Annotated in this window: 23 protein-coding genes; 8 read left to right on the forward strand and 15 right to left on the reverse strand. The window is 62.5% G+C overall.

The genetic code is table 11. The features are described 5' to 3' along the window. Window positions 1-78: 78 nt before the first annotated feature. Window positions 79-1,071, reverse strand: a complete 993-nt coding sequence (locus AC3RCM_RS18540) for a GlxA family transcriptional regulator (RefSeq protein WP_064491047.1) — start codon at window positions 1,069-1,071, stop codon at window positions 79-81. Window positions 1,072-1,153: 82 nt separating this feature from the next. Here AC3RCM_RS18540 and AC3RCM_RS18545 point away from each other — a divergent pair, with 82 nt between their 5' ends. Continuing rightward, window positions 1,154-1,702, forward strand: a complete 549-nt coding sequence (locus AC3RCM_RS18545; RefSeq protein WP_019437605.1) for a cysteine hydrolase family protein — start codon at window positions 1,154-1,156, stop codon at window positions 1,700-1,702. Between the two features lie 48 nt (window positions 1,703-1,750). Here the strand turns inward: AC3RCM_RS18545 and AC3RCM_RS18550 are convergent, their stop codons facing one another. Then, a complete protein-coding gene (locus tag AC3RCM_RS18550) occupies window positions 1,751-2,314 on the reverse strand; it encodes a helix-turn-helix domain-containing protein (RefSeq protein WP_026031877.1) in 564 nt (187 codons plus the stop codon). Between the two features lie 84 nt (window positions 2,315-2,398). On the opposite strand from AC3RCM_RS18550, the gene AC3RCM_RS18555 reads away from it, so the two are divergent. From AC3RCM_RS18555 to AC3RCM_RS18585, 7 genes are all read left to right on the forward strand, one after another. Then, window positions 2,399-3,349 carry a DMT family transporter gene (locus AC3RCM_RS18555; RefSeq protein WP_064491046.1) on the forward strand — a complete coding sequence of 317 codons (951 nt, stop codon included), beginning with the start codon at window positions 2,399-2,401 and terminating at the stop codon, window positions 3,347-3,349. A gap of 149 nt (window positions 3,350-3,498) precedes the next feature. Further along, entirely contained in the window at window positions 3,499-6,414 is a 2,916-nt protein-coding gene (locus AC3RCM_RS18560; RefSeq protein ID WP_064491045.1) for a monovalent cation/H+ antiporter subunit A, read from the forward strand. After that, on the forward strand, window positions 6,414-6,758 hold the full coding sequence (locus AC3RCM_RS18565) for a Na+/H+ antiporter subunit C (RefSeq protein WP_003250128.1): 345 nt from the start codon (window positions 6,414-6,416) through the stop codon (window positions 6,756-6,758). Before AC3RCM_RS18560 ends, AC3RCM_RS18565 begins: the two co-directional genes overlap by 1 nt. After that, window positions 6,755-8,434 (forward strand): monovalent cation/H+ antiporter subunit D, encoded by a 1,680-nt coding sequence (locus tag AC3RCM_RS18570; protein WP_064491044.1) that lies wholly within the window; start codon window positions 6,755-6,757, stop codon window positions 8,432-8,434. Before AC3RCM_RS18565 ends, AC3RCM_RS18570 begins: the two co-directional genes overlap by 4 nt. Beyond that, window positions 8,431-8,919 carry a Na+/H+ antiporter subunit E gene (locus AC3RCM_RS18575; protein ID WP_014591717.1) on the forward strand — a complete coding sequence of 163 codons (489 nt, stop codon included), beginning with the start codon at window positions 8,431-8,433 and terminating at the stop codon, window positions 8,917-8,919. The genes AC3RCM_RS18570 and AC3RCM_RS18575 overlap by 4 nt, the downstream gene beginning before the upstream one ends. Continuing rightward, entirely contained in the window at window positions 8,916-9,194 is a 279-nt protein-coding gene (locus tag AC3RCM_RS18580; RefSeq protein ID WP_003250109.1) for a K+/H+ antiporter subunit F, read from the forward strand. The genes AC3RCM_RS18575 and AC3RCM_RS18580 overlap by 4 nt, the downstream gene beginning before the upstream one ends. After that, window positions 9,191-9,556, forward strand: a complete 366-nt coding sequence (locus AC3RCM_RS18585; protein WP_003250107.1) for a Na+/H+ antiporter subunit G — start codon at window positions 9,191-9,193, stop codon at window positions 9,554-9,556. The genes AC3RCM_RS18580 and AC3RCM_RS18585 overlap by 4 nt, the downstream gene beginning before the upstream one ends. Before the next feature lie 12 nt (window positions 9,557-9,568). Here the strand turns inward: AC3RCM_RS18585 and AC3RCM_RS18590 are convergent, their stop codons facing one another. The 13 genes from AC3RCM_RS18590 to AC3RCM_RS18650 form a co-directional block, all read right to left on the reverse strand. Beyond that, window positions 9,569-9,781: a hypothetical protein gene (locus AC3RCM_RS18590; protein ID WP_010953202.1), complete on the reverse strand. Its 213-nt coding sequence runs from the start codon at window positions 9,779-9,781 to the stop codon at window positions 9,569-9,571. Continuing rightward, window positions 9,778-10,248, reverse strand: coding sequence for a hypothetical protein (locus tag AC3RCM_RS18595; RefSeq protein WP_014591718.1), 471 nt, complete (start codon window positions 10,246-10,248; stop codon window positions 9,778-9,780). The genes AC3RCM_RS18590 and AC3RCM_RS18595 overlap by 4 nt, the downstream gene beginning before the upstream one ends. Window positions 10,249-10,593: 345 nt before the next feature. Then, entirely contained in the window at window positions 10,594-10,788 is a 195-nt protein-coding gene (locus tag AC3RCM_RS18600) for a hypothetical protein (RefSeq protein ID WP_012271507.1), read from the reverse strand. Between the two features lie 178 nt (window positions 10,789-10,966). Then, on the reverse strand, window positions 10,967-11,371 hold the full coding sequence (locus tag AC3RCM_RS18605; protein WP_003250099.1) for a TraR/DksA family transcriptional regulator: 405 nt from the start codon (window positions 11,369-11,371) through the stop codon (window positions 10,967-10,969). Window positions 11,372-11,569: 198 nt separating this feature from the next. Beyond that, a complete protein-coding gene (locus AC3RCM_RS18610) occupies window positions 11,570-11,785 on the reverse strand; it encodes a hypothetical protein (protein ID WP_492629052.1) in 216 nt (71 codons plus the stop codon). A gap of 691 nt (window positions 11,786-12,476) precedes the next feature. Beyond that, window positions 12,477-13,250 (reverse strand): enoyl-CoA hydratase, encoded by a 774-nt coding sequence (locus AC3RCM_RS18615; protein ID WP_003250095.1) that lies wholly within the window; start codon window positions 13,248-13,250, stop codon window positions 12,477-12,479. Between the two features lie 13 nt (window positions 13,251-13,263). After that, on the reverse strand, window positions 13,264-14,391 hold the full coding sequence (locus tag AC3RCM_RS18620; protein ID WP_064492896.1) for an acyl-CoA dehydrogenase: 1,128 nt from the start codon (window positions 14,389-14,391) through the stop codon (window positions 13,264-13,266). Window positions 14,392-14,399: 8 nt separating this feature from the next. After that, window positions 14,400-15,593 carry an acetyl-CoA C-acyltransferase gene (locus tag AC3RCM_RS18625; RefSeq protein ID WP_010953196.1) on the reverse strand — a complete coding sequence of 398 codons (1,194 nt, stop codon included), beginning with the start codon at window positions 15,591-15,593 and terminating at the stop codon, window positions 14,400-14,402. Window positions 15,594-15,604: 11 nt separating this feature from the next. Then, complete coding sequence (locus AC3RCM_RS18630) at window positions 15,605-16,372, reverse strand: SDR family NAD(P)-dependent oxidoreductase (protein ID WP_064492895.1); 768 nt, start codon at window positions 16,370-16,372, stop codon at window positions 15,605-15,607. 13 nt (window positions 16,373-16,385) lie between these two features. Beyond that, window positions 16,386-18,032, reverse strand: coding sequence for an acyl-CoA synthetase (locus AC3RCM_RS18635; protein ID WP_144180099.1), 1,647 nt, complete (start codon window positions 18,030-18,032; stop codon window positions 16,386-16,388). A gap of 122 nt (window positions 18,033-18,154) precedes the next feature. Then, window positions 18,155-22,600 (reverse strand): NEL-type E3 ubiquitin ligase domain-containing protein, encoded by a 4,446-nt coding sequence (locus AC3RCM_RS18640; protein WP_492629053.1) that lies wholly within the window; start codon window positions 22,598-22,600, stop codon window positions 18,155-18,157. Window positions 22,601-22,745: 145 nt separating this feature from the next. Next, the gene (locus AC3RCM_RS18645) at window positions 22,746-23,768 is read right to left on the reverse strand and encodes an AraC family transcriptional regulator (protein ID WP_020192118.1); all 1,023 of its coding nucleotides are present in this window, start codon (window positions 23,766-23,768) and stop codon (window positions 22,746-22,748) included. Between the two features lie 200 nt (window positions 23,769-23,968). Beyond that, a complete protein-coding gene (locus AC3RCM_RS18650; RefSeq protein ID WP_492629696.1) occupies window positions 23,969-24,832 on the reverse strand; it encodes a LysR substrate-binding domain-containing protein in 864 nt (287 codons plus the stop codon). Window positions 24,833-24,915: the final 83 nt, after the last annotated feature.

The following is a 24,915-nucleotide window of genomic DNA, read 5'->3' on the forward strand; positions in this document are numbered from 1 at the left end:
CAGTCTCCTGGCTACGTACGCATGCAGCGCGATGCCGAGCAGGGTAAGACCTCAAGTAAAGTCAAGGTCAAGTGGTTTCTACAGACCCTGGCCGGATACCGCAAACCGCCGCCGATAGTCACTCGGGGTAAGGCCGATGACACGCTGGAACACTTTGCGAAACGCGCCCGGATCCTGGTAACCGACACCCCACGCGATCTGTTCGACGGTGCGCCGGGTAAACTCCAGCAAGCGGCACGCCCGCCCCACCCTCACCTGCTGGCAATACTCGGTCGGGCGCAGCCCGGTAGCGGCACGAAAGCGCCGCAAGAAAGTGCGCGCCTCCAGCCCCGCGCAGGCCGCCATCGTGGCCAGGTCGGCATCCTGCCCGCCATTGCCCTGCAACCAGTGCTGCACCTTCAACACGGCCTCGTCGCCGTGGTCCAGGCGCGGGTTGAACACAGCGCCGGGCAGCGGCGCCGCGACCGGATCGACGGCCAGATAGCGAGCGGTCTCCTGAGCCACCGTCGCCCCCAAAAAGCGCTCCAGCAGGCGCAAGCCGAGGTCCGTCCAGGCCATCAACCCTGCCGAGGTCACGATGTCGCCGTCATCCAGCAACGGCTGCTGGGCCTCTACCCGCACCCTGGGGAAGCGCTGGGCAAGCGCCTGCACATAGTTCCAGTGCGTGCAGGCCGGGCGCCCGTCGAGCAAACCGCTGGCGGCAATGAAAAATACACCGATGCATACCGACGCCAGCACCGTACCACGCCCGTGCAGCAGGCACAGCGGCGCGCGGTGGCGTTCGAGCAATTCGGTTTGCGGGGCCGACTCCAGGCTTGGCGGAATGATCAGGACGCGCAGGCCCGGTACGGTGACAGCAGAGTTATCCGACGCAGGCAACAACTGCCCCGTCTCATCTGCCTGCCAGCAACTGACGCGAATGTGTGGCAACTCGACGGCCCCCAGTTCGGCCGCCACCCGGTTGGCCACCAGGAACAGGTCGGCCAGGCCATGCACAGCGGCGCGCTGCACGCCGGGGTACAACAGCAAGCCGATATCCAGGTTAGCGCTGGTGTCAGTTTTTGCCCGCATAGTGTCGTTCGCGCCAATCCTCAGGTGGGTGAACACAGCCTATAACTAACGTCTCTCGACGACTACTGCCACAGGAGGCAGCATGAGCAAGCAGGCACTGATCATCATCGACATCCAGAACGACTACTTCCCCGGCGGCAAGTGGCCCCTCGATGGCGTCGACCAGGCAGCCGACAACGCCGCCCGCCTGCTGGCAGCAGCACGCAAGCGCGGCGACCTGGTGGTGCATGTGCGGCATGAGTTCGACACTGCCGATGCCCCCTTCTTTGCCCCCGGTTCGCAGGGTGCGGCCATCCACACCAAGGTCGAGCCATTGCCGGGCGAGCCGGTGGTGCTCAAGCACAAGGTCAACGCCTTTCTCGGTACCGATCTTGAGCACACGCTGGACCGGCATGGCGTCGAGGCGCTGACCATCGTCGGCAGCATGAGCCACATGTGCATTGATGCTGCCACCCGGGCTGCGGCCGATATGGGCTATCAAGTGACCGTGGCGCACGATGCCTGCGCAACCCTGCCACTGACGTTCGACGGCAAGCAGGTGCCGGCGGCTCATGTGCACGATTCGGCGATGGCGGCGCTGGCGTTTGCCTATGCCGATGTGGTGAAGACCGACGAGCTGCTGAAAAACTGATCGGCTTGAGACCTTTGGGGCCGCACAGCAGCCCCAAAGCCTGCTGCCTCAAATCACCACATTGCGCACAAACCGAACAGCCACCACGCCATCGTTACGGTAGGCATACCGGCAATTGCTGGGGAACACATGGAACTGCCCCACCTGCAAGCGATGCTCGACATCTTCGATGATCAGCGTCAGTTGCCCATCGACCACGTAGATCTGCTCGCTCCAGCCTTCGGCATCGGCCTCACTGCAATAGCACTCCCCCGGTGCCAGGGTCCATTCCCAAAGTTCCACCTCGCGCCTTGCCGGGCTGGTGCCCAGCAACACCGCTCGGCTCTGCGGGTGTTCGCCAGCCCACGCCAGCTCTTCAATGCGCCCGGGGTCGCGCAGCTCCGGCGCCTGGATCAGGGTACTGAAAGCCACGCCCAAGGCTTCGGCAATCAGGTCCAATGTGGTCAGGCTGACATTCTTCTCGCCCGCCTCGATCGCGACCAGCATGCGCCGGCTGACCCCTGAACGCTCGGCCAGCGCCGCCTGACTCAAGCCGGCGGCGTTGCGCAGGCGGCGCACATTGAGGCTGACATGTTGCAGCACCGATGCCCGGTGCGAAGAATCCTTGTGCACTATATTGCTCACTGGTCGAGATTGCGCAGTATACTGCCCACTTTTGCGGCGATTGTGCGCCGCCCTTTCCGAGTGTGCAAGACCATGAACCAGCCCAGCAGCAAGCCCACCCCTGCCGCCACCTTCCGCCTGAGCAAGGCCGAACTGGTGCTGGTATTCATCACCATGTTGTGGGGCGGCACGTTCCTGTTGGTGCATAACGTGATGGCCGTCAGCGGCCCGATGTTCTTCGTCGGCCTGCGCTTTGCGGCAGCCGCGCTGTTCGTTGGTGTGGTCTCGGCGCGAGCGCTGCCCGGCCTGACCTTCACCGAACTGAAGGCCGGCATGCTGATCGGCGTGTCGATCATGCTCGGCTATGGCCTGCAGACCATGGGCCTGCAGACCATCAGCAGCAGCCAGTCAGCGTTCATCACTGCGCTGTACGTCCCGTTCGTGCCGCTGCTGCAGTGGCTGGTGCTGGGGCGTCGCCCTGGCCTGATGCCCAGCATGGGTATCTGCCTGGCATTCATCGGCCTGATGCTGCTGGCCGGGCCGGAAGGCGGCAGCCTGCGTTTCAGCGAGGGCGAACTGGTCACCCTGATCAGCGCCGTGGCCATCGCCGGTGAAATCATTCTGATCAGCCGCTACGCGGGTCAGGTCGATGTGCGCCGGGTTACTGTGGTGCAACTGGCGACTGCATCGCTGCTGGCGTTCCTGATGATCGTGCCGACCCAGGAGCGCATCCCCGACTTCTCCTGGCTGTTGCTGGCCAGCGCAGTGGGCCTGGGCGCAATGAGTGCAGTGATCCAAGTGGCGATGAACTGGGCACAGAAGTCGGTCTCGCCTACCCGCGCCACACTCATTTATGCCGGTGAACCGGTGTGGGCCGGCATCGTCGGGCGTCTGGCTGGCGAGCGCCTGCCTGGCGTGGCGCTGCTCGGCGGCCTGCTGATCGTGGTCGCCGTGGTGGTCAGTGAACTCAAGGTGCGGCGCCCTCGCGAAACCGTCGAAACACGCGATGTGCAGAACCCGGGCGAACGCCAGGCGGGGCTGTAAAACAGTCAGCAGCGGCTATTCTTTGTAAAAAACTGTTATAAAAAAACCGCTTGTCACAGCCGGTTTGTAGGATTCTGCGACAGCTTGCGTGTTGGTGATAAACACCTCGGCACGTATGATTCTTGCAAACTTCTCCAGAATAGGCCGCTATGTCCTTGATAGTGCTATTGCTTCTGCCGTTCGTGGGCAGTTGCCTGGCAGCTGTGCTGCCGCACAACGCACGTAACGCCGAGTCCATTCTTGCCGGGCTCGTAGCCCTGGTCGGCACCGTCCAGGTAGCACTTCTGTACCCTCAGATTGCCCATGGTGGCGTCATTCGCGAAGAGTTCCTGTGGTTACCCAGCCTGGGGCTGAACCTGGTGTTGCGCATGGACGGCTTTGCCTGGCTGTTCTCGTTGCTGGTACTGGGCATTGGCACGCTGGTATCGCTGTATGCGCGCTACTACATGTCACCGCAAGACCCGGTACCACGCTTCTTCGCGTTCTTCCTGGCCTTCATGGGCGCCATGCTCGGCCTGGTCATCTCCGGCAACCTGATCCAACTGGTGTTCTTCTGGGAACTGACCAGCCTGTTCTCCTTCCTGCTGATCGGCTACTGGCACCACCGCGCCGACGCCCGTCGCGGCGCCTACATGGCGCTGATGGTAACCGGTGCAGGCGGCTTGTGCCTGCTGGTAGGGGCCCTGCTGCTCGGCCATGTGGTCGGCAGCTATGACCTGGACAAGGTCCTGGCTGCCGGGCATACCATCCGCCAGCATGCGCTTTACCCGGTGCTGCTGCCCCTGATACTCATCGGCGCCCTGACCAAGAGCGCACAGTTTCCCTTCCAGTTCTGGCTGCCCCACGCCATGGCAGCGCCCACACCGGTGTCGGCCTATTTGCACTCGGCCACCATGGTCAAGGCCGGGGTGTTCCTGCTGGCACGCCTGTGGCCGGTACTCTCCGGTAGCGAGGAGTGGTTCTGGATCGTCGGCGGTGCCGGCGCCCTCACCCTGCTGCTCGGCGCTTTCGCCGCCATGTTCCAGAATGACCTCAAGGGCCTGCTGGCCTATTCGACCATCAGCCACCTGGGCCTGATTACCCTGCTGCTGGGCCTTAACAGCCCGCTGGCTGCCGTCGCCGCGGTATTCCACATTCTCAACCATGCCACCTTCAAGGCCTCGCTGTTCATGGCCGCCGGCATCATCGACCACGAGAGCGGCACCCGTGACATTCGCCGCCTCAGCGGCCTGATCCGCCTGGTGCCCTACACCGCGACCCTGGCCATGGTCGCCAGCGCCTCGATGGCCGGCGTGCCGCTGATGAACGGCTTCCTGTCGAAGGAAATGTTCTTCGCCGAAACGGTATTCATCAGCTCCACCGCCTGGGTCGAGGCCACGCTGCCGGTGATCGCCACCCTGGCCGGCACCTTCAGCGTGGCGTATGCCCTGCGCTTTACCGTCGATGTGTTCTTCGGGCCGACGGCCCAGGACCTGCCCCATACCCCGCACGAGCCGCCACGCTGGATGCGTGCTCCGGTGGAACTGCTGGTGCTCACGTGCCTGGTCGTGGGCATCTTCCCCACACAGTCGGTCGGCCCCCTGTTGGCCGCTGCGGCCCTGCCGGTGGTTGGCGGCACCCTGCCGGAATACAGCCTGGCCATCTGGCATGGCTGGAACGCGCCGATGATCATGAGCCTGGTCGCCATGAGCGGCGGCATCGTCCTGTACCTGTTGCTGCGCAAACAACTGCGCCTGGGTCGCTTCCCCTACCCGCCCGTGATCGAGCGCTTCAATGGCAAGCGGCTGTTCGAGCACGGCCAGGTTCACCTGATGTTGCTGGCGCGTCGCATCGAACGCCTGTTCACCACCCGGCGGCTGCAGTCGCAGCTGTTCATGCTGGTATTCGCCGCGTTCCTCGCGGGCCTCACGCCGATGCTCAATAGCGGCCTGAGCTGGGGTGATCGCCCGAAGATTCCGGGTTCCGGTGTATTCGTCGCCCTGTGGCTGATCGCCATTGCCTGCGCCATCGGCGCCGCCTACCAGGCCAAGTACCACCGCCTGGCGGCACTGATCATGGTCAGCGTCTGCGGCCTGATGACCTGCATCACTTTCGTCTGGTTCTCTGCGCCCGACCTGGCACTGACCCAGTTGGTGGTGGAAGTGGTCACCACCGTACTGATCCTGCTCGGCCTGCGCTGGCTGCCACGGCGTATCGAAGGCGTGTCGCCGCTGCCTGGTAGCCTGGAGCGCGCGCGCCTGCGCCGCCTGCGCGACTTGCTGCTGGCCGTGCTCGTGGGTGGCGGCATGGCGGTGCTGTCGTACGCCATGCTGACCCGGCCGACGCCCAACGACATTTCCTCGTTCTATTTGAGCCGTGCATTGCCTCAGGGCGGCGGCACCAATGTGGTCAATGTCATGCTGGTCGACTTCCGCGGCTTCGATACCCTCGGTGAAATCACCGTATTGGTGGCTGTGGCATTGACCGTGTTCGCCCTGCTACGGCGCTTCCGTCCTCCGAAAGAGAGCATGCAGCTGCCGGCGCAACAACGCCAGTTGGCGCCGGACGTGGTCACCGACCTGATCAACCCGCGGCATGCCACCGATACCGCGCTGGGCTTCATGATGGTGCCTGCAGCGCTGGTGCGCCTGCTGCTGCCGATCGCCTTGCTGGTGTCGATGTACCTGTTCATGCGCGGGCACAACCAGCCCGGTGGCGGGTTTGTCGCTGGCTTGGTCATGTCGGTGGCGTTCATCCTCCAGTACATGGTGGCCGGCACCCAGTGGGTCGAGGCGCAGATGAGCCTGCGGCCGCTGCGCTGGATGGGTACCGGGCTGCTGTGCGCGACCCTGACCGGGGTCGGCGCCATGCTGCTGGGTTACCCGTTCCTCACCACCCATACCGCCCACTTGCACCTGCCGTTGCTGGGTGATGTGCACGTGGCCAGCGCGCTGTTCTTCGATATCGGCGTATACACCGTCGTGGTCGGCTCGACGTTGCTGATCCTCACAGCCTTGGCGCACCAGTCGGTGCGCGCCTATCGCCCGGGCAACCCGGCAAAAACCAGCCAAGCAGGAGCCGCCTGATGGAAGAAGTGATTGCAGTCGCCATCGGCGTGCTGGCTGCCTCCGGGGTGTGGCTGATCCTGCGCCCGCGTACCTATCAGGTGATCATGGGCCTGTGTTTACTTTCTTACGGGGTCAACCTGTTCATCTTCAGCATGGGCAGCCTGTTCATCGGCAAGGAGCCAATCATCAAGGATGGCGTTACCCAGGACCTGTTGCATTACACCGACCCGCTGCCACAAGCACTGGTGCTCACCGCCATCGTCATCAGTTTCGCCATGACCGCGCTGTTCCTGGTGGTGCTGCTGGCCTCGCGCGGCCTGACCGGTACCGACCACGTGGATGGCCGGGAGCGTGACGAATGAGTGATCTGAGTCAACTGATTGTCGCCCCCATCCTGCTGCCGCTGATTACGGCGGCGATAATGTTGCTGCTGGGTGAAAAGCACAGGCACATCAAGGCCAGGCTGAACCTGCTGTCTACCTTCTCCGGCCTGGCAATCGCGGTCTGTCTGCTGCTGTGGGTGCGCACCCAGGGCCAGGCAGCGTCGATCGGCGTGTACCTGCCGGGCAACTGGCCGGCGCCATTCGGTATCGTGCTGGTGGTGGACCACCTGTCCGCGCTCTTGCTGACCCTGACCGGGGTCATCGGTTTCAGCGCGCTGCTATTTGCCCGTGCCCGCTGGGACGGTGCTGGGGCCAGCTTCCATGCGCTGTTCCAGATTCAGCTGATGGGGCTGTACGGCGCCTTCCTCACCGCCGACCTGTTCAACCTGTTCGTCTTCTTCGAAGTGCTGCTGGCCGCCTCCTATGGCCTGCTGCTGCATGGTTCGGGGCGTGCGCGGGTGCGCGCAGGCCTGCACTACATCGCTATCAACCTGTTTGCCTCGTCGCTGTTCCTGATCGGCGCAGCGATGCTGTATGGCGTGACCGGCACCCTGAACATGGCCGACCTGGCGCTGAAAGTTCCACTGGTACCGGAGGCCGACCGTGGCCTGCTGCATGCCGGCGCGGCAATCCTGGCCGTGGCCTTCCTGGTCAAGGCCGGTATCTGGCCGCTGAACTTCTGGCTGGTGCCAGCTTACGCGTCAGCCAGCGCGCCGGTGGCTGCACTGTTCGCCATCATGACCAAAGTCGGCCTGTACGCCGTGCTGCGCCTGTGGACGCTGCTGTTCTCCGGGCAGGCCGGGGCCTCGGCTCACTTCGGCGGCGAATGGCTGGTTTACGGCGGCCTCGTTACCCTGGCGGTGGCAGCGGTATCGATCCTGGCAGCTCAGCGCCTGGAGCGTATGGCGGCACTCAGTATCCTGGTTTCGGCCGGCACGCTGCTGGGTGCGGTGGGTTTTGCCCAGGCGGCCCTGACCGGCGCTGCGCTGTTCTACCTGGTCAACTCGACCCTTGCACTGTGCGCACTGTTCCTGCTCGCCGAACTGGTCGAACGCTCACGCTCGGCCAATGAAGCGCCGCTGGACGAAGAAGAAGACGCCATGCCGCCGCCACTGGAATCGCTGCTCCCGCCCAAGGGCATCAACCTCGACGATGAACAGCAGGTGGTAATCGGCCAGATCATCCCGTGGACCATGGCCTTCCTCGGCCTCAGCTTCATTGCCTGCGCACTACTGATCATCGGCATGCCGCCGCTGTCGGGCTTTGTCGGCAAGCTCAACCTGATCAGCGCGCTGTTCAATCCACTGGGCCTCGGCGTACCGGCCGAGCAGCCGCTGAGTGCCGCCGGCTGGGGCCTGGTAGCGTTGCTGATCCTGTCCGGCATGGCCTCGCTGATCGCCTTCGGCCGCGTCGGCATCCAGCGTTTCTGGAAGCCCGAAGAGCGCCCGTCACCGGTGCTGCGGCGCTATGAATGCCTGCCCATCGTCATCCTGCTCGGCTTGTGCCTCATCCTCAGCTTCAAGGCCGAGCCGTTGCTGCGCTACACCCAGGACACTGCCGCCAGCCTGCAGGCCCCCGATGCCTATATCAAAGCCGTGATGGCCGCCCAGCCGATTCCTGGCCCCACCTCGCGCGACGTACAGGTGCAGCCATGAACCGACTGTTCCCCGCTCCACTGTTATCGGTCTCGCTGTTTGGCCTGTGGCTGCTGCTGAACCTCTCGGTCAGCCCCGGCAACCTGCTGCTGGGCGCTGCACTTGGCATACTGGCGCCACTGTTGATGGCGCCCCTGCGCCCGCAGCATGCACACGTAAGGCGCCCCCTGGCCATCGCCCGCCTCATCTGCCGGGTCGGCATCGATGTGATCACCTCCAACCTGCTGGTGGCCCGTGGTGTGCTGCGGGCCGGCAAGCAGCCGCCACGCTCTGCGTTCGTTCACATACCATTGGCATTGCGTGACCCCCACGGCCTGGCAGCGCTGTCGATGATCACCACGGTGGTGCCTGGCACAGTCTGGTCCGAACTGGCACTGGACCGCAGTGTGCTGTTGCTGCATGTGTTTGAGCTGGACGATGAAGCGGCCTTCATACAGCACTTCAAGGACACTTACGAACGCCCGCTTATGGAGATTTTCCAATGACAGGCCTGCTCGCCAATGCCGTCCTCGCCAGCCTGTTCATCTTCGCCCTGGCCATGGGCCTGGCGCTGATCCGGCTGTTCCGTGGCCCGTCCGCCCAAGACCGTGTTCTGGCCCTGGACTACCTGTACATCCTGGCCATGCTCACCATGCTGGTGCTGGGTATCCGTTATGCCAGTGACACCTACTTCGAAGGTGCCCTGCTGATTGCACTGTTTGGTTTCGTCGGCTCGTTTGCCTTGGCCAAGTTTCTGCTGCGCGGTGAGGTGATCGAATGACTGAAGCCCTGGTACTGCCGTTCTGGCTGGAGCTGGTCACCGCCGCGCTATTGCTCACCGGCAGCCTGTTCGCCCTGGTCGGTGCTATAGGCCTGGTACGCCTGAAAGACTACTTCCAGCGCATGCACCCGCCAGCGCTGGCCTCGACCCTTGGTGCCTGGTGCGTTGCACTGGCCTCGATCATCTACTTTTCGTGGCTCAAGGGCACCCCTGTGCTCCACGCGTGGCTGATTCCGATCCTGCTGTCGATCACCGTGCCGATAACCACGCTGTTGCTGGCGCGGGCGGCGCTATTTCGCAAGCGCATGTCGAAAGAGCCGGTGCCTGAAGAGGTCAGCAGCGGCCGGGACCGTGGCAATTGAAGGTTTGCCGTCTCAACCTTGGCTGAGACGCTGCAACTCGCGCCGGACCATGGCGGCATACGGTGGCGGGCTGAGGCGATAGAGCTCAGCCGCCACCCAAGTCAACCAGGCGCCTTGCAGCTTCTCACGCCCGGCCAGCAAACGTTCTGCCTCAGCTACGGCATCTGCCTGGTGCTGCCGATGAAACTCGGCCCGCGAGGCTGGTGAGTCGTGACTGTCGGTCATTCACTGGCCTTGAAGGTGGTCAGTTCACCCTTGCGCCATTTGGCGACTTTGCCAGTCACTGCTTTAAGCAACTTGCCCAGGCCTTCCTGCACTTGCTGCTGCGCGGCGAATACCAGCATCACGCCATGGCCTTCACGAAATACGATGCCCTCGCCTTCCGGCACAGAAACGAAGGCGTAATCACCCACGCCATACACATTCAACTTGATGTCGCGAAAGCGCATTTCCAGCTTGCCACCTTCGCGGCTGGGCAATACGGCAGCACGAAAGTGGTCGCCGACTTTCAGTTCAAGGCGCTGCTTGTCATCGACTACCAGTGCACTCTCGGTGTCGATTTCGGCCATGTACAGGCCTTCGGGACTCTGTTCGGTGACATAGATGAAGCGGCCCTGAAACAGTTGGGCCAATTTACCGCGCAAGTCGCCCAGGGCGAACAACGCATGTGTATCAAGTGTGCTGACTGCCAATGAAGTAATCCTCAACCGGTTACAACCCGCCCTCACCCAAGCTCGGGGAGGCACGGCCATTTCTTATCGATAGGCAAAAAGAGTAATAAAGCGATATGCGAAATGTCTGTGCTCGCTGACGATGCAGCGCGCAGGAATCTTTACTCTGGTTTGCCAGAATCGCCTTCAACCGAAGGCGTTTGGCTCATTCCCGGCTTGGGAAGCGTGATGCCTGAAATCACTCGCCAGAAAACGCAACCAATGGCGTGAGCCTGCTAGAAGACAAGCCCTGGCATCCATGTGCGCATTACTGTAGGACAAATATGCCCGAAAACACCGAAACCCGTCGAGAGGCAATAAACATTTTCAGGCAGCCAGCCCTTTCTTCAGCTGCTGCTGCCAGGCAGCCTGGCACTCAAGCGCTTCTTCGCGCGTGGCGAAGGCGGTGCCGCGACGCTCGCCATTGACCAGCACAACCCAGCAAATACGCTTGCCCAGCGCCTGCAAGGTGGCCGGCACACCTGACCCTATCATCACAGCCACATCGACTCGGCTATTCATCATTCCCTCCGGAACTTAATTAGCACCCTAACGATAAAGCCATGATACGCCTGACAGTGGTGCGGAAACAGCGCATTGCGGTACAGCAGTGTTTCGTAAGGCGCAACAAAAACGGTCTCGTCGAGAAACGCAAAAAGCCCCAGGGATAGCTCCGAGGGGCTTGGCACCACGCGCGGTTTTATACCTGGCGCTGGTGGCGGTCGAGCTGCTCGTGGCGCTCCTGAGCTTCGATGCAGTACTTGGTGGTCGGGCTGATCAGCAAGCGCTTCAGGCCGATAGGCTCACCACTGTCATCGCACCAGCCGAAGCTTTCGTCGGCAATACGGTCCAGGGCCATTTCAAGCTGTGGCAGCAGGCGCTGGTCGCGGTCGATGGCATTTACCAGCCAGCTACGTTCTTCTTCGACCGAAGCCACGTCGGCAGGGTCTGACGGAGTGTCCAGGCCTTCGATGGTGGTGCGGCTGAGTTCGATGCGTTCATGGGTTTCGACTTTCATCGCCTGCAGCAGCTCAGTAAAGAAGGCAAGCTGGTCGGCGTTCATGTAGTCATCGGCCGACATGGCCAGCAACTGTTCCTTGGTCATCGATTTCTCTATGAAAAAATGTGCATTTGGGCGATTCATGTGCCGTCGATGCCTATGCATCGCCAGCGGAATTCTTCAAGCGCCAACCGGCACTCTTTTACAGGGGGCGGCAGTCTAAGGCGCCACGCCGCGTGGAGCAACTGCAAATGGGTGCGAATTTGCTTCCACTGCTCACAATCCGCCGGTCGGCACCCCAGCTCAGCTGAAGGGCCAGTAGTAAACTGTGATTCTGGCAGTGCCCATCCGCCTGCTGTTGCTGTTGCTGTTGCTGTTGCTGTTGCTGTTGCCGTTGCCGTTGCCGTTGCCGTTGCCGTTGCCGTTGCCGTTGATCTTGATCTTGATCTTGATCTTGATCTTGATCTTCGCGACTTCAGGAGGCCGAACGCAGGCCTTGCGGAGGCAGGTGACGGGCATGGATGCCCGTCAAGCGCTGAGGCCCCAGGATGGGGCCTTCGGCGCGGTCCTGCCGGGAGCAAGGCCGGAGTGAGGGTACCCCGGAGCGCAGCGCAGGGGCCGGATGATGGGAGCGCAGCGTTTTTTGGTTACTTTTTGTCGCGTTTGACAAAAAGTGACTCGCCGTAAGGGCGAAAAGGTGAGTCAGCGTCGCCATCGCAAATGGACGGTTCGCTGAGTCAAAACAGACGAGTTCGCTTCTTGCTTCTTGCTTCTTGCTTCTTGCTTCTTGCTTCTTGGATGTGGGCATTCACATCGAGTAGGTATTCATTCACGCAGGTGGCGCATAGTCACCTTTCCGCCCTTACGGCGGGTCACTTTTTGTCAAACGCGACAAAAAGTAACCAAAAAACGCTGCGCTCCCATCATCCGGCCCCTGCGCTACGCTCCGGGGTTCCCTCGCTCCGGGCTTGCTCCCGGGAGTACGCGCTGCAGGCCCCATCCATGGGGCCTCAGCGCTTGACGGGCATCCATGCCCGTCACCTCCCTCCGCAAGCCCTACGCTCGGCCTCCTGAAGTCGCAATCTGCGTCGCCTGAACTATCGCGCACTTAGAAGCAAAAGCCACAGCAACGGCAACAGCAACGGCAACGGCAACGGCAACGGCAACGGCAACGGCAACGGCAACGGCAACGGCAACGAACCGAGTCTGATCAACGGTCCTTGAACTGTGCCTCACGCTTGGCGATGAATGCGGCCATGCCTTCTTTCTGGTCTTCGGTGGAGAAAGCCGCATGGAAGACCCGACGCTCAAAGCGAACCCCCTCGCTGAGGGTGACTTCAAATGCCCGGTTGACGCTCTCCTTGACCATCATGCTCACCGGAATCGACTTGCTGGCAATGGTCGCCGCCACCTTCAGCGCCTCTTCCACCAGCTCTGCCTGCGGCACGATCCGCGCCACCAGGCCTGCACGCTCGGCTTCTTCCGCGCCCATCAGGCGGCCGGTCAGGCAAAGCTCCATGGCCTTCGCCTTACCCACCGCACGCGTCAGGCGCTGGGTACCGCCCATGCCCGGCAGCACGCCCAGGTTGATTTCCGGTTGACCAAATTTGGCATTGTCCGCAGCGAGGATAAAGTCGCACATCATCGCCAGCTCACAGCCGCCGCCCAAGGCAAATCCAGACACTGCAGCAATGATCGGCTTACGGCGATTGGCGATGCGGTCGGCGTCGCTGAACAGGTCGTCGACGTAGATCTGCGGGTATTGCAGCTCGGCCATTTCCTTGATGTCGGCGCCAGCAGCAAAGGCTTTGGCCGAGCCTGTCAGCACCACGCAGCCGATGTTCGGGTCGCGCTCGAGCTGGTCCAGAGCCTGGTTGATCTCGCCGACAATCTGCGCGTTCAGCGCATTGAGCGCCTGCGGCCGGTTGAGGGTGATCAGGCCAACCTTGCCGTGGATGTCCAACAGGATGGTTTCGAATGCCATGCAGTCTGCTCCTTCAAAGATTGCGCGCAATGACCATGCGCTGAATGTCGCTGGTGCCTTCGTAGATCTGGCAAACCCGAACGTCGCGGTAGATCCGCTCCAGCGGGAAGTCACTCAGATAGCCATAACCGCCCAGGGTCTGCAAGGCGTCCGAACAGACCTTTTCGGCCATTTCCGAGGCAAACAGCTTGGCCATCGACGCTTCCACCAGCGCCGGGCGCCCCGCATCACGAAGGGCAGCGGCGTGCAATACCATCTGCCGGGCAACGGAAATTTTCGTTGCCATGTCGGCCAGGCGAAACGCCACGGCCTGGTGCTCGATCAGCGGTTTGCCAAAGCTCTGGCGCTCGTTGGCGTAGTCGCGCGCCACTTCGAACGCCGCGCGGGCCATACCCACCGCTTGCGAGGCGATGCCGATACGGCCGCCTTCAAGGTTGGCCAGGGCGATCTTGTAGCCTTCACCCTCCGCGCCCAGCCGGTTGGCCACTGGCACGCGCACATTGTCGAAAACGATCTGGCAGGTGTCGGAGGCGTGCTGGCCGAGTTTGTCCTCCACCCGCGCTACCTGGTAGCCCGGCGAATCGGTCGGCACGATGAAGGCGCTGATGCCACGCTTGCCGGCCTCCGGGTCGGTGACTGCAAACACGATCACGACGCCGGCGTTCTGCCCCGAGGTAATGAACTGCTTGCTGCCATTGAGCACGTAATGGTCGCCTTCCAGGCGGGCGCGGGTCTTCAGGCTGCTGGCATCGGAGCCAGCCTGCGGCTCGGTCAGGGCGAAAGCACCGAGCATCGCACCTGTCGCCAGCGGGGTGAGGAACTGTTCTTTCTGCTGCTCGTTGCCGAAGCGCAGGATCGGCACGCAACCCACCGAGTTGTGCACGCTCATGATGGTCGAGCAGGCGCCATCGCCCGCAGCGATTTCCTCCAAGGCCATGGCATAGGCCACATAACCGGTGTCGCTACCGCCCCACTGCTCCGGCACCAGCATGCCGAACAGGCCCAGTTCGGCCATCTCGTCGATGGCCTCTTTCGGGAAGCGATGTTCCTTGTCCCATTGCTCGGCAAACGGTCTCAGGCGCTCCTGGGCGAAGGCACGTACCGCGTCGGCGATCTGTTGTTGCTCGTCATTTACCAGCATGGTTCACCTCAGTACAGGCATTCAACAGCCATGGCCGTGGCCTCGCCACCGCCGATGCAGATGGCCGCCACACCTCGACGCAGATTGTTCTGGCGCAAGGCCGACAACAGGGTGACCAGAATACGTGCGCCAGAAGCGCCGATCGGGTGGCCGAGGGCGCAAGCGCCGCCGTGGATATTGACCTTGTCGTGTGGCAGATCGAGGTGTTTCATGGCCGCCAGGGTGACCACGGCGAAGGCCTCGTTGATCTCGAACAGGTCAACTTCGGCCAGGTTCCAGCCGGTGCGTTTCATCAGTTTGTCGATAGCGCCGATCGGGGCGGTCGGGAACAGCGCCGGGGTGTCGGCAAAGGCGGCGTGGCCGTGGATGACGGCCAATGGCTTGAGGCCACGTTTGTCGGCCTCGGAGCGGCGCATCAGTACCAGCGCCGCAGCGCCGTCGGAAATCGAACTGGCGTTGGCCGCCGTCACGGTGCCGCCTTCACGAAACGCCGGTTTGAGCTGCGCAATCTTGTCCAGACGCGCCTTGGGCGGCTGCTCGTCATCCTTGATGACGCGCTTTTCCTTGCCCTCGGTGACTTCCACCGGCACGATCTCGGCGGCAAAACGGCCGCTGCTGATGGCTTCCTGCGCTCGGGTCAGCGAGGCGATGGCGAACTGGTCCTGGGCTTCGCGGCTGAAGGCATTGGCCTGGGCACAGTCCTCGGCAAAGGTACCCATCAGACGGCCTTTGTCGTAGGCGTCTTCGAGGCCGTCCATGAACATGTGGTCGATGATCTTGCCGTGGCCCATGCGGTATCCGCCACGGGCTTTGTCCAGCAGGTACGGCGCGTTGGTCATGCTTTCCATGCCACCCGCCACTACCACGTCTGCGGTGCCGGCCAGCAGCAGGTCATGGGCCATGATCGCGGCTTGCATACCCGAGCCGCACATCTTGTTCAGGGTGGTGCAGGTGGTGTGCTTGTCCAGCCCGGCGCCCAGCGCGGCCTGGCGTGCCGGCGCCTGGCCCTGGCCGGCCGGCAGCACGCAGCCGAACAGTACCTGCTCGACACCGGCGGCATCGATGCCGGCACGTTCCACGGCAGCACGAATGGCGGCGCTGCCCAGTTGCGGCGCAGTCAGGCTCTTGAGGTCGCCCTGCAACCCGCCCATGGGCGTGCGCACGGCGCTGACGATAACGATGGGGTCATTGGCGAGGGTCATGTTCGCTCTCCTTACTTGGCAGCCATGCGCAGCGCACCGTCGAGGCGGATGACCTCACCGTTGAGCATGCTGTTCTCGATGATATGGCGGGCCAGCGCGGCGTATTCCTGCGGGCGGCCCAAGCGGGGCGGGAACGGTACGCCGGCAGCCAGCGAAGCACGTACCTCTTCGCTCATGCCGGCCATCATAGGGGTTTCAAAGATACCCGGAGCGATGGTCATCACGCGGATGCCGAAGCGTGCCAGTTCGCGCGCGGCCGGCAAGGTCAGGCTGGCAATGGCCCCCTTGGAGGCAGCGTAGGCGGCCTGGCCAATCTGGCCGTCATAGGCGGCAATGGAGGCCGTGTTGATGATGACCCCACGCTCGCCGCTCTCATCGGCAGCCCCTTCGGCCATGGCCGCCGCAGCCAGACGCAACAGGTTGAAGCTGCCGATCAGGTTGACGTTGATGACCTTGGCGAAGCTGGCCAGGCCATGCGGGCCCTGCTTGCCCAGCACCTTCTCGGCACCGACGATGCCGGCACAATTGACCAACCCATGCAAGCTGCCAAAGGCGCTGACAGCTGCATCGACAGCCGACTGGGCCGCCTGCTCGTCACTGATATCAGCCACGGTGAAACGGGCATTGTCGCCCAGTTCGCGGGCCTTGGCTTCGACAGCCTGGGCATTGAGGTCGACCAGCATGACCTTGGCGCCAGCCTCGACCAGCATCTGTGCAGTCGCAGCACCCAGCCCGGAAGCGGCGCCGCTGACGATGAAATGTTTATTGGCTATGTGCATGAGTACTTTCCTTTCAGACGCTGGCAGGGGTGGCCTGTTGCGCTTGTTGTTTGGCGACTTCCTGGTTGCGCAGGATGAAGCGTTGCAGCTTGCCGCTCGGGGTCTTGGGCAGCTCGCTGACGAATTCGATTTCCCTGGGGTAGGCATGCGCGTAGAGGCGCTGGCGCACATGCTGGCGCAAGGTTTCTTCCAGCTCGACGCTGCCGGCGTAGCCGCTGGCCAATACCACGAACGCCTTGATCAGCTCGGTACGCTCCGGGTCGGGCTTGCCGATCACCGCTGCCTCGATCACCGCCGGGTGCTCGATCAACGCGCTTTCCACATCGAACGGCCCCACCCGGTAACCGGAGGTGGTGATCACGTCGTCGCTACGGCCAACGAAGCTGATGCTGCCATCCGGGTTCAGCTCGACAGTGTCGCCGCTGAGGTAGTACTTGCCGACGAAGGCTTTGGTCGGCAGGCCGTGGTAACCGCCGAACCAGCACAGAGGCGACTGCTCACGGTCAACGGCGAGGATGCCTGGCTGGCCGGCTGGCAGTTCGTTGCCCTGCTCGTCCACCACCACGATGCGGTGGCCGGGGATGGCATAGCCGGCAGAACCCAGGTGCACCGGATGCTGCAGGCCATGGTGGTTGCACAGCACCATGCCCAGTTCGGTCTGGCCGTAGTGATCGTGAATGGTCACGCCCAGCTCGTCGGCGAACCAGCGGATCACCTCGGGGTTAAGCGGTTCGCCGGCACTGCTGACCACCCGCAGGCGGCCCTTGATCGGTGCCGAGAAATCTTTGCCCGCCGCAATCAGCAAGCGATACGCGGTCGGCGAACCGGCCAGGTTGGTGATACCCAGCTTGTCGATCACCCGGGCGCAGCTCTCGACACTGAACGGGCCATCGTAGAACGTGGTGGCGTGCCCCAGCGACAACGGACCGGTAACGGCGTAATACAAGCCGTAAGCCCAACCCGGGTCGGCCAGGTTCCAGAAGTTGTCCTCGGGCAGCAGCTCGATGGCATCACGCATGTAGCCCTGAAACGCGACGATCGCACGCAGTGGCACTTCCAGGGGTTTTGCCGGGCCAGTGGTTCCGGAAGTGAACATCAGCAGGAATGGATCGTTGCCTGAGCGCATCACCGGCTCACATACGTCCGCTGCGCGTTCCAGGCATTGCTGGAAGTCCAGCTCACCACTGCGGGCCTTGACAGTGATGATGGTCGGGCAGGCATGCACGTCGTCCAGCTTGGCGCGGTTGTGGCTATCGGTGACCACCACTCGGGCATGGGATTGCTCAAGCCGGTGCTCGATGGCCTTGGGGCCGAACGCGGTGAACAAGGGCTGGTAAACCGCCCCGAGGCGCCAGGTAGCGAGGATGGTCACCAGCAGTTCAGGGGTACGCGGCATCAAGCCGGCAACCCGGTCTCCGGCGCCTACCCCCTGCGCCTTTAACACATTGGCGAACCGGGCAGCCTGCACCTGAAGCTGATCGAAGCTATAGCGCGCGCTGTTACCATCGCGGTCCTCATGAATCAGTGCCAGCCTGCCGTCACCGGCATGCCGGTCACAGCATTCGACACAGGCATTAAGGGCTTCAAGGTTGCCGTGCAATGCCGTCACAACGGCCTGGTCATGGTCGAACGTACGAGCGGCCTCGGCGTAATCGCGCATCATCGGACTCCTGGTTTCTTGTTTTTGGAGTTGAAGCATCGGTCCGACGATGTTCGCGCCGCTCATGCGCGGCGGCAATGGCCAAAGCTGTCAATCTGGATGACTGGTTTGGCCGCCGCTAATCACCCCTCTGCGCGCTCGGCTGCACGCAGGTAGGACTGGGTGAGCCCTGCGACCAGGCGCTCGATATCGAGGACCTGCTGTTCCTGCAGCCGGCGTAGTTGCTGCTCGAAGGCCGCGGGCGCCAAGACAGGACGTTGAGCCTGCAGCTCAAGCGTGCGCCGAGTGTAATCCGCACTGAGGGCATCGAACATTTGGTCATGTTGCTGGCGCAGGTAACGGCGCCAGAACGCGCGCTGGCTCAGGCTATCGGTCAGGCCCTCGATGGTCTGCGCGCGCGTAACCCGCAGGAACGCATCCTCTACCTGGGCCTGTGTCAGCGCGACAGACTCGGGATAGCGCATGGCATACGGCTGGTTGGGCAACCGCAAACGGCTACGAAGTTGCACCCTGTAAGCCAGCCCCAATGCCAACTGGTCAACATGTTCACTGGCAGCCAGACGCTGCCGGCCATCCTGGTAGGCAATCCCTTCCAGTTGATCCAGCCGGAACAGTTGCCTGCCCAGTTCGAGCAACTCTCCCCTGCTTTCAGGGTTGGCTGCGGCGGCTTCTGCCTGCGCCTGCCTCACCGATACTTGCAGTGCACTGAAGTGACTGGCAACGGCGTCCGAACATGACAGTGGCCGGCCGGCCTGCTCAAAGATCCGCCGGCACAGCACCGGGTCGCCGTCCAGCGTAGCCAGCAGTGTCCATACGCCGTCAACCAGCGCATCCCGCCCTTCACCCGCTTCGCTGTAGTCCGCTGTCATCTCCAGGCGAGCCAACAACCTGAACAACCTGCTGCTACCCGCTTGCTCCAGCAACCGCAGCCACACGCCCTCCCGCTCGGCCTGAACCGTCGCATCCGTATGGCCTACCCAACGCGTACGGGCCCTGACCAGGTCAACTGAACCCAACTGCTCAGGTGAGTGCCGGTGCTCTTCGATCACATCGAGTGCATACAACCCTCTTTGCTGCATGACCGACAAGGGGTTGTTTTCTATCAGAATGGCGCGTCGAAATGCATAAGGCATCAGCTGGATCTCGGTGGGCACTTCGCGGAGTTGATTGTTGCGCAGGTCAGCACACTCGAGTAGACCACAGAGCTCCAGGCGACGCGGCCAACTGCCCAGGCGACAATGACGCAGGTTCAGGCTAGTCAGCCGAGAAAGTTGATGAAAGCTCATGTCCAGCGCTTCCAGCCGGTTATGGCTGAGATCAAGATGCGCAAGGTTGGACAAACCATGCAAAACGCCGATCGCCTGGGCATCGAGGCGTATCTCGTTATGCGCCAACCGAAGCGATTGAAGATTCGGTAAATGGGCAATGCCTGTTTGTAGACGCATCAACGCGTTGTTGTTGAGGTTCAGGTGCGTCAGGGCAGTGAAGGGGCGAAGGAAGTCGACCGGTATGTCAGTAATCCGGGTGTCGTTCACGCTCAGCAGGGTAATGCGATGGAAATCGATGTTCGGCGGCAGTGCCGGCAGTGTGCGCAAACTCAAACCGCTCATCGACAAGCGCTGCCCTTGTGTTTGCCCCTCGCCGGCCGAAACAGGCTCGCCCTGCAGTCGCCAGGCTCGCAGGATGCTATCGGCCGTCAACCTGCGGGCGGCGCGTCGACCCTCCTGCAACTCGGCACCGACCCAGCGATTCAGGTACAGCACCAAGTGGTCATGGGCTTCCTGCAGTTCTACCAGGCGCTCGAAGACTGGCTGCGGGCCTTGTTGCACACGCGCCAGCTCCACATCGAGCGCGGCCTCGTCCAGGCCAGGATAAAGCGATCGTAGCTGATCGCGAATGATCGCTCGCTCATCCCTGGGAGCAGCGCCAGGGCGACCACTGAGCGGGTATCCCACGCGCCCATCGTCCATGCGACGCCCTGGATTGAGCCAGGCCTGCTCCTCTGGCCAGCCGAGCATGCGCGCGATATCCCAATGGGTAGCGGGTAACCGCGCCAGAAGCTTCTCACGCAGTTGGCTCGCCGCCGCACTGCCCACCAGTTGCATCGCTGCCCGCTGCTCTGATGTCAGTGCGGCAAAAAGCGCCTCGAAGATACATCCCGGCTCGTCAGCGATAAGCACGTGTGGCACACCTGACCCGTTGTAGATCAGAAACCTGCCTTCATGCCGGACCACTATTCTTCTTGCCTCGGTTCGCCCGCCGCTACCGAGGCGCCTGATAGACCGCCCATCCAGCCCGCGGTCGCGCAAGTCGAGGTCAAGTTGCTCGAGTTCGAAGCTATCCAGCAACGCAAGGGCCAACTCGCCGGTGACATCACTGTACGCCGTGCTCAGATACAACCCCGCCAGCCCCCGGCTCAGGCGAGCCAGACGCAAGAGCGAACGGGCGTTCTTCGCGCACGGCAATGGCAGCCGCCGCTCGACCCGCGCCATTTGGTGCTCAAGCTCATGCGCCTGGCCGGTTACTTCATTTATGTAGGCCGAAGGCAAACCCGGGAAGTCGCGTTTTACCAACATGCTGAGCGGGTCTGCTGCCAGTGACTGTTCTGTCAGGTGAGCAAACAATTGCGGCCGCAACCCGGCCTCATGCACCTGCATCTGCTCCAGTCCGGCGCCCACGCCTGGCCTTGCTTCACACCAGGCCAGCAGCTCCCTGTCCGATGGCATCAACGCCTTCAGCCGAACACGCTGGAAAAACCTTTGAATGCGTGCATGCGCCTGGAAGGCGCGCAACGTTTGGCCAAGGCTCACCGGCGCCGGGCGATTCTCCACGAGAACGCCGCGCAACAAGTCTGCATCGATACCTGCCACCCGCATTATCTGCTCGGCCTGATGCGCGTCGACAGGGGAAAGCTGTGGCCATAATGCATCCAGCATGCGGGCAGGCGCCTGCCAGCTTAAGGGTTGCTCACGCATCAGCTGCCAGCCACGCTCACCGTTGTGCAACACGACCGGCCCGTAGCCCCCCTCACTCGCTGCATGGCGCAGGCGATAGGGGCCATCGGCGACGGGCTGGTGCACTTCGAGGGAACGTCCATCGATACGGACCCAGCGGCAGCCCGCCTCGCCACCGCGCTCCTCCTCGAGCAGATCGACAGGGCCCGGCAATGATCGATAATTCCTGGCGTTGAATTGCCACAGCCGACCGCGCCCATTCCCAACGCTTACCGGCTCCAGGCCCGCGACAAACGCACTGCGCACAAAACTGACACCCGCCACCGTCGCCGCGGTAGCCGCCAAGGTTTCGGCGACCCCCAGCAGATGCTGCAGCGCTTCGTGTTGGTGCCCCTTCGACCAATCCCTCATCCCTTCGAACACTTCGGCGCACGTCTGGGCAACCACCTGCCCCAGCAGCACGCCCCCCACAGCCGGGATGAAAAGGCCGGCGAGGTTTACCAGGTCCAGACCTGCCGCCTTCCACTCAGCGTGTCTGGCGCTAATCGCCCGGCTATCAGCGTCAGCGGTTGGTACCAGCAGCAACCGGGCATCTTCCTTGACCCGTTGCACTTGCCGAGTCGCCAGTTGCGTGAAAACCCCTCCTCCAGGTGTTTCACCCTCAAGCTCCAGGTCCGGCAGCTTGTCTTTCAGGCGCTTGCCGAGGGTACTGACAAAACCTGCACGGTGCTCAAGGCTGATGAGCTGTGTGAAGTACTGCCAGTAACCGGGATCTTGCAACAACATCGCCACGGTACTGTTCATGGAGGCGGCATTGTCGAAGAACCGCAATGCCTGCCGGGGATCACCAGGCAGGTAAAGTACGATGCCCCGTTCATTTCCCGCCTTGTCATGCAGGTGGAACAGCAAGCCATCGACCACAGGTTTCCCTATTGCCCTCAACAGCATGGGTTTGCCTTCGAGCCCTTGTTGTCGCCCCTCCTGAGCGGGGTCCACCACCTCACGCAAGGCGAGCTGCACATCGACGCTTATGTTTCCCTGCAATGCCGCAAGCTCGGTCGCCAGCTTCAACCCCGAACGTTTGTCTTCAGCCAGCACCGCCTGGGTAGCTGGCGGGAAGATCCTTTGCAACGCGTCCTGATAACGCTGACCAACGTCCAGATTGCGACAGGCCGTAATCAATGCTTCCAGCGATGCATTCAATGGTTTATCGCTGCCTGGCAAAACCAGCCCCGTGCCCTCGTAGTAGCGGGTATTCGCAGCAAAGTTGCGCATCAGCCGCAGTAACCCGTTCTCACGCGTCTGGCTGTACCCGTATGTCTGTTGCAAGGTACCTGGCAGTGTGCCGAAGCGTGGCGCCACCCGCAGCCACTCGAGCTGGGCAAATACCTGCCCGTCCGGCAACGGTGCATCCAGCAACGCCGCCAGGTGCTTCTCGGCAAACTGCTGGAGCGGCAGTAACTCAAGTGTCAGGCCACTCAAGCGTGCTTGGCTGGCGTGGTGCGCGTTCAGGCTGGTGCGCAGGGTGTTGATCTGGCCCCTTGACGCGCGTTTGAGCCACTCAGGTAATCGGGCACCGATGAATGGGTCATGGTCAGTCGCATTGATAATCATGGTGGGTTCCACAGCTATTTGACGAAGCCAACCATGTTGTTCAAATGCCGGACCAGGATGCAGAGGGAACGGGTTCGATCGGCGCCTGCTCGGTAAGCCTTCTGGGCCCGCGCGGTAATGCGCTACGGCAGGAAGCGTTCGCCCTTCAGTGCCCTGCCCCTCGCGCCTGGATCAATGCCCGATAATGCCCCGGGTTGCAGCCGAACCACTTGCGAAATGCCTTATAGAACGAGCTGCTGTCGGCGAACCCCAAACGCTCGGCAAGCTCGCCCATGGCCACGTCTTCCTGGCTGAGCCAGGCGATCGCCAGCTCCCGTCGTACGCTGTCCTTCAAGCCCTGGTAGTTCTGCCCCTCTTCTGCCAGACGCCGCCGCAGGGTCGATGGCGACAGGCACAGCTGCCGGGCCAGGCGGTCAGCATCGGGCCATTGCTCAGGGGCCAGGCGCAACAGGTCGGTGCGGATACGCCGCCCGAGGCTGGCCGGGTCACGGTACTTGACCAGGATATTGCCCGGCGCTTCGGCCAGAAAACGCTGCAGCTCCTCCTCGCTGCGCCGCAGGGGCAAGTCGAGGTATTGCGAAGCAATGATCATGCGTGTGCGTGGACGCTCAAAATGCAGGTTCTCCGAAAACATGACCCGGTAGTCGTCGCAAAAGGGTGGTTCGGCACAACGCAAATCAATGCTCAGAATCGGGATGCGCCGCCCGGCCAGCCAGCAGGTCACCCCATGCACGATCATCCAGAAGGTGAAATAGGTGAACGCGCGGCGCGGTTCGTCACGCGGCTCATTGATGACAATTTCGGCCAGGCCTTGCTGGCGCACCAGGCTGGGCTGCATGTCTTGAAGCATCAGCGACAGAAATGCTAACGAGGTTTCCAGGCCTGCGCCCAGGGTCGGTTGGCCCATGCTGGCACGGCACATGAACGCCAGGCTGCCACTGCACAGACCGCGCGGGTCCATCGCGAAGAATTCGTCGTTGCAGCGCCGGGCCAGCAAGCGCCAGAGGCGGGCATAGGACTCGGCACTGACCCTTGCCTCTGGCAGGTGCAGTTGTTCAACGGCGATGCCCGCCCTGGCCAGCAAGCCACTGTCAGGCTCACCGGCAGGGCAGGTCTGCAACAGCGCTTCGCGCACCAGCTGCATGGAAATGGTGTCTTTGTCGCTCATCGACGGTCCTGTCGGCTGATTGCCGGCCATATTAGGGTCTGTATGAAAAGCCTTGAGACGAAGGTCAGGCAAGGCGAAAACAGCCGAGGAAGCGGAGTTTACGGGTTGTAAATGAGCATTCCGAGGCTGTTTTCAACGCAGCATCACCGAGTATCAAGGCTTTTCATACAGAGCCTAGGGTGCCCCGCAGCAAACAGCCATCATAGCCCCGCTGCCAGGCCCAGGAATGCCTGAATCAGGCGCAGTTCGCGACGACGCTCCAGGCAGCCGATTACGTGTTGGTTGACAAGGCCCTCGCCGGCCAATGGGCGTGCCACCACACGGGGATCATTGGCCACTTCAGTGGAAGAAACAACGCCAATCCCCAGCTGCGAGGCCACTGCCTCGGTTACCGCCTCCCGGCTGTCCAGCTCCAGCAATACACGCGGATGCACGCCCGCCTTGATGCAGGCCTTGTCGAAGGTGCGCCGGGTGGTGGAGCTGGGTTCGCGCAGCACCATGATCTGCTGGTGCAGCTCGGCCAACGGCAAGTCCTCCCGCTCGCTGGCCCAGGTGTGCCCCACCGGTAACAGCGCACACAGGCGCGACTCACAGAGATTTTGCAGATGCAGCCCCTTGCGCGGCTCTATTTCGGTCAGCACCGCCACGTCGGCATGCTCGCCGAGCAGCGCAGCCAAGGTCTCCTGAGCATTGCCCAGGCGCAAGTTGACGGTGACGCCTGGGTACCGTTCACGCAGCAGCGCCAGCATCGGCATGACCCGGTGCGGGCCGTCGGCAGCTACCTCCAGGCGCCCGGTCAGCAACTGGCGGCTGGCCTCGAGCATGGCCTGCGCTTCTTCGGCCAGGCCGAACATGGCGCGGGTGATGGCCGCCAGGCGCGTGCCCTCCTCGGTCAGCTCCACGCGCCGTGCAGTACGCCGCAACAAGGTGATCTGGTAGTGCTCCTCCAGGGCCTTGACGTGCCCGGTCACCGCCGGCTGGCTGATGAACAGGCGCTCGGCAGCACGGGTAAAGCTGCCCTCACGGGCCACGGCGTCGAAGGCGCGTAGCTGGAACAGGTTCATATTCATCGGCCTGACTTATAGCTGGGATAACAACAAACAATTTGATTGATGGCAGCGTGAATTGCAACCTAGGCCCCGTAGTT

It is taken from the genome of Pseudomonas sp. GW823-FHT05G12 (assembly GCF_058795575.1).

Coding starts and splice junctions, on each gene's coding strand:
- AC3RCM_RS18585 (WP_003250107.1), top strand. CDS start 9,191: ATGACTGAAGCCCTGGTACTGCCGTTCTGGCTGGAGCTGGTCACCGCC.
- AC3RCM_RS18555 (WP_064491046.1), top strand. CDS start 2,399: ATGAACCAGCCCAGCAGCAAGCCCACCCCTGCCGCCACCTTCCGCCTG.
- AC3RCM_RS18620 (WP_064492896.1), bottom strand. CDS start 14,391: ATGCTGGTAAATGACGAGCAACAACAGATCGCCGACGCGGTACGTGCC.
- AC3RCM_RS18640 (WP_492629053.1), bottom strand. CDS start 22,600: ATGATTATCAATGCGACTGACCATGACCCATTCATCGGTGCCCGATTA.
- AC3RCM_RS18600 (WP_012271507.1), bottom strand. CDS start 10,788: ATGAATAGCCGAGTCGATGTGGCTGTGATGATAGGGTCAGGTGTGCCG.
- AC3RCM_RS18545 (WP_019437605.1), top strand. CDS start 1,154: ATGAGCAAGCAGGCACTGATCATCATCGACATCCAGAACGACTACTTC.
- AC3RCM_RS18635 (WP_144180099.1), bottom strand. CDS start 18,032: ATGCGCGATTACGCCGAGGCCGCTCGTACGTTCGACCATGACCAGGCC.
- AC3RCM_RS18565 (WP_003250128.1), top strand. CDS start 6,414: ATGGAAGAAGTGATTGCAGTCGCCATCGGCGTGCTGGCTGCCTCCGGG.
- AC3RCM_RS18645 (WP_020192118.1), bottom strand. CDS start 23,768: ATGAGCGACAAAGACACCATTTCCATGCAGCTGGTGCGCGAAGCGCTG.
- AC3RCM_RS18590 (WP_010953202.1), bottom strand. CDS start 9,781: ATGACCGACAGTCACGACTCACCAGCCTCGCGGGCCGAGTTTCATCGG.
- AC3RCM_RS18630 (WP_064492895.1), bottom strand. CDS start 16,372: ATGCACATAGCCAATAAACATTTCATCGTCAGCGGCGCCGCTTCCGGG.
- AC3RCM_RS18540 (WP_064491047.1), bottom strand. CDS start 1,071: ATGCGGGCAAAAACTGACACCAGCGCTAACCTGGATATCGGCTTGCTG.
- AC3RCM_RS18560 (WP_064491045.1), top strand. CDS start 3,499: ATGTCCTTGATAGTGCTATTGCTTCTGCCGTTCGTGGGCAGTTGCCTG.
- AC3RCM_RS18615 (WP_003250095.1), bottom strand. CDS start 13,250: ATGGCATTCGAAACCATCCTGTTGGACATCCACGGCAAGGTTGGCCTG.
- AC3RCM_RS18605 (WP_003250099.1), bottom strand. CDS start 11,371: ATGACCAAGGAACAGTTGCTGGCCATGTCGGCCGATGACTACATGAAC.
- AC3RCM_RS18625 (WP_010953196.1), bottom strand. CDS start 15,593: ATGACCCTCGCCAATGACCCCATCGTTATCGTCAGCGCCGTGCGCACG.
- AC3RCM_RS18570 (WP_064491044.1), top strand. CDS start 6,755: ATGAGTGATCTGAGTCAACTGATTGTCGCCCCCATCCTGCTGCCGCTG.
- AC3RCM_RS18610 (WP_492629052.1), bottom strand. CDS start 11,785: ATGCCCGTCACCTGCCTCCGCAAGGCCTGCGTTCGGCCTCCTGAAGTC.
- AC3RCM_RS18650 (WP_492629696.1), bottom strand. CDS start 24,832: ATGAACCTGTTCCAGCTACGCGCCTTCGACGCCGTGGCCCGTGAGGGC.
- AC3RCM_RS18580 (WP_003250109.1), top strand. CDS start 8,916: ATGACAGGCCTGCTCGCCAATGCCGTCCTCGCCAGCCTGTTCATCTTC.
- AC3RCM_RS18575 (WP_014591717.1), top strand. CDS start 8,431: ATGAACCGACTGTTCCCCGCTCCACTGTTATCGGTCTCGCTGTTTGGC.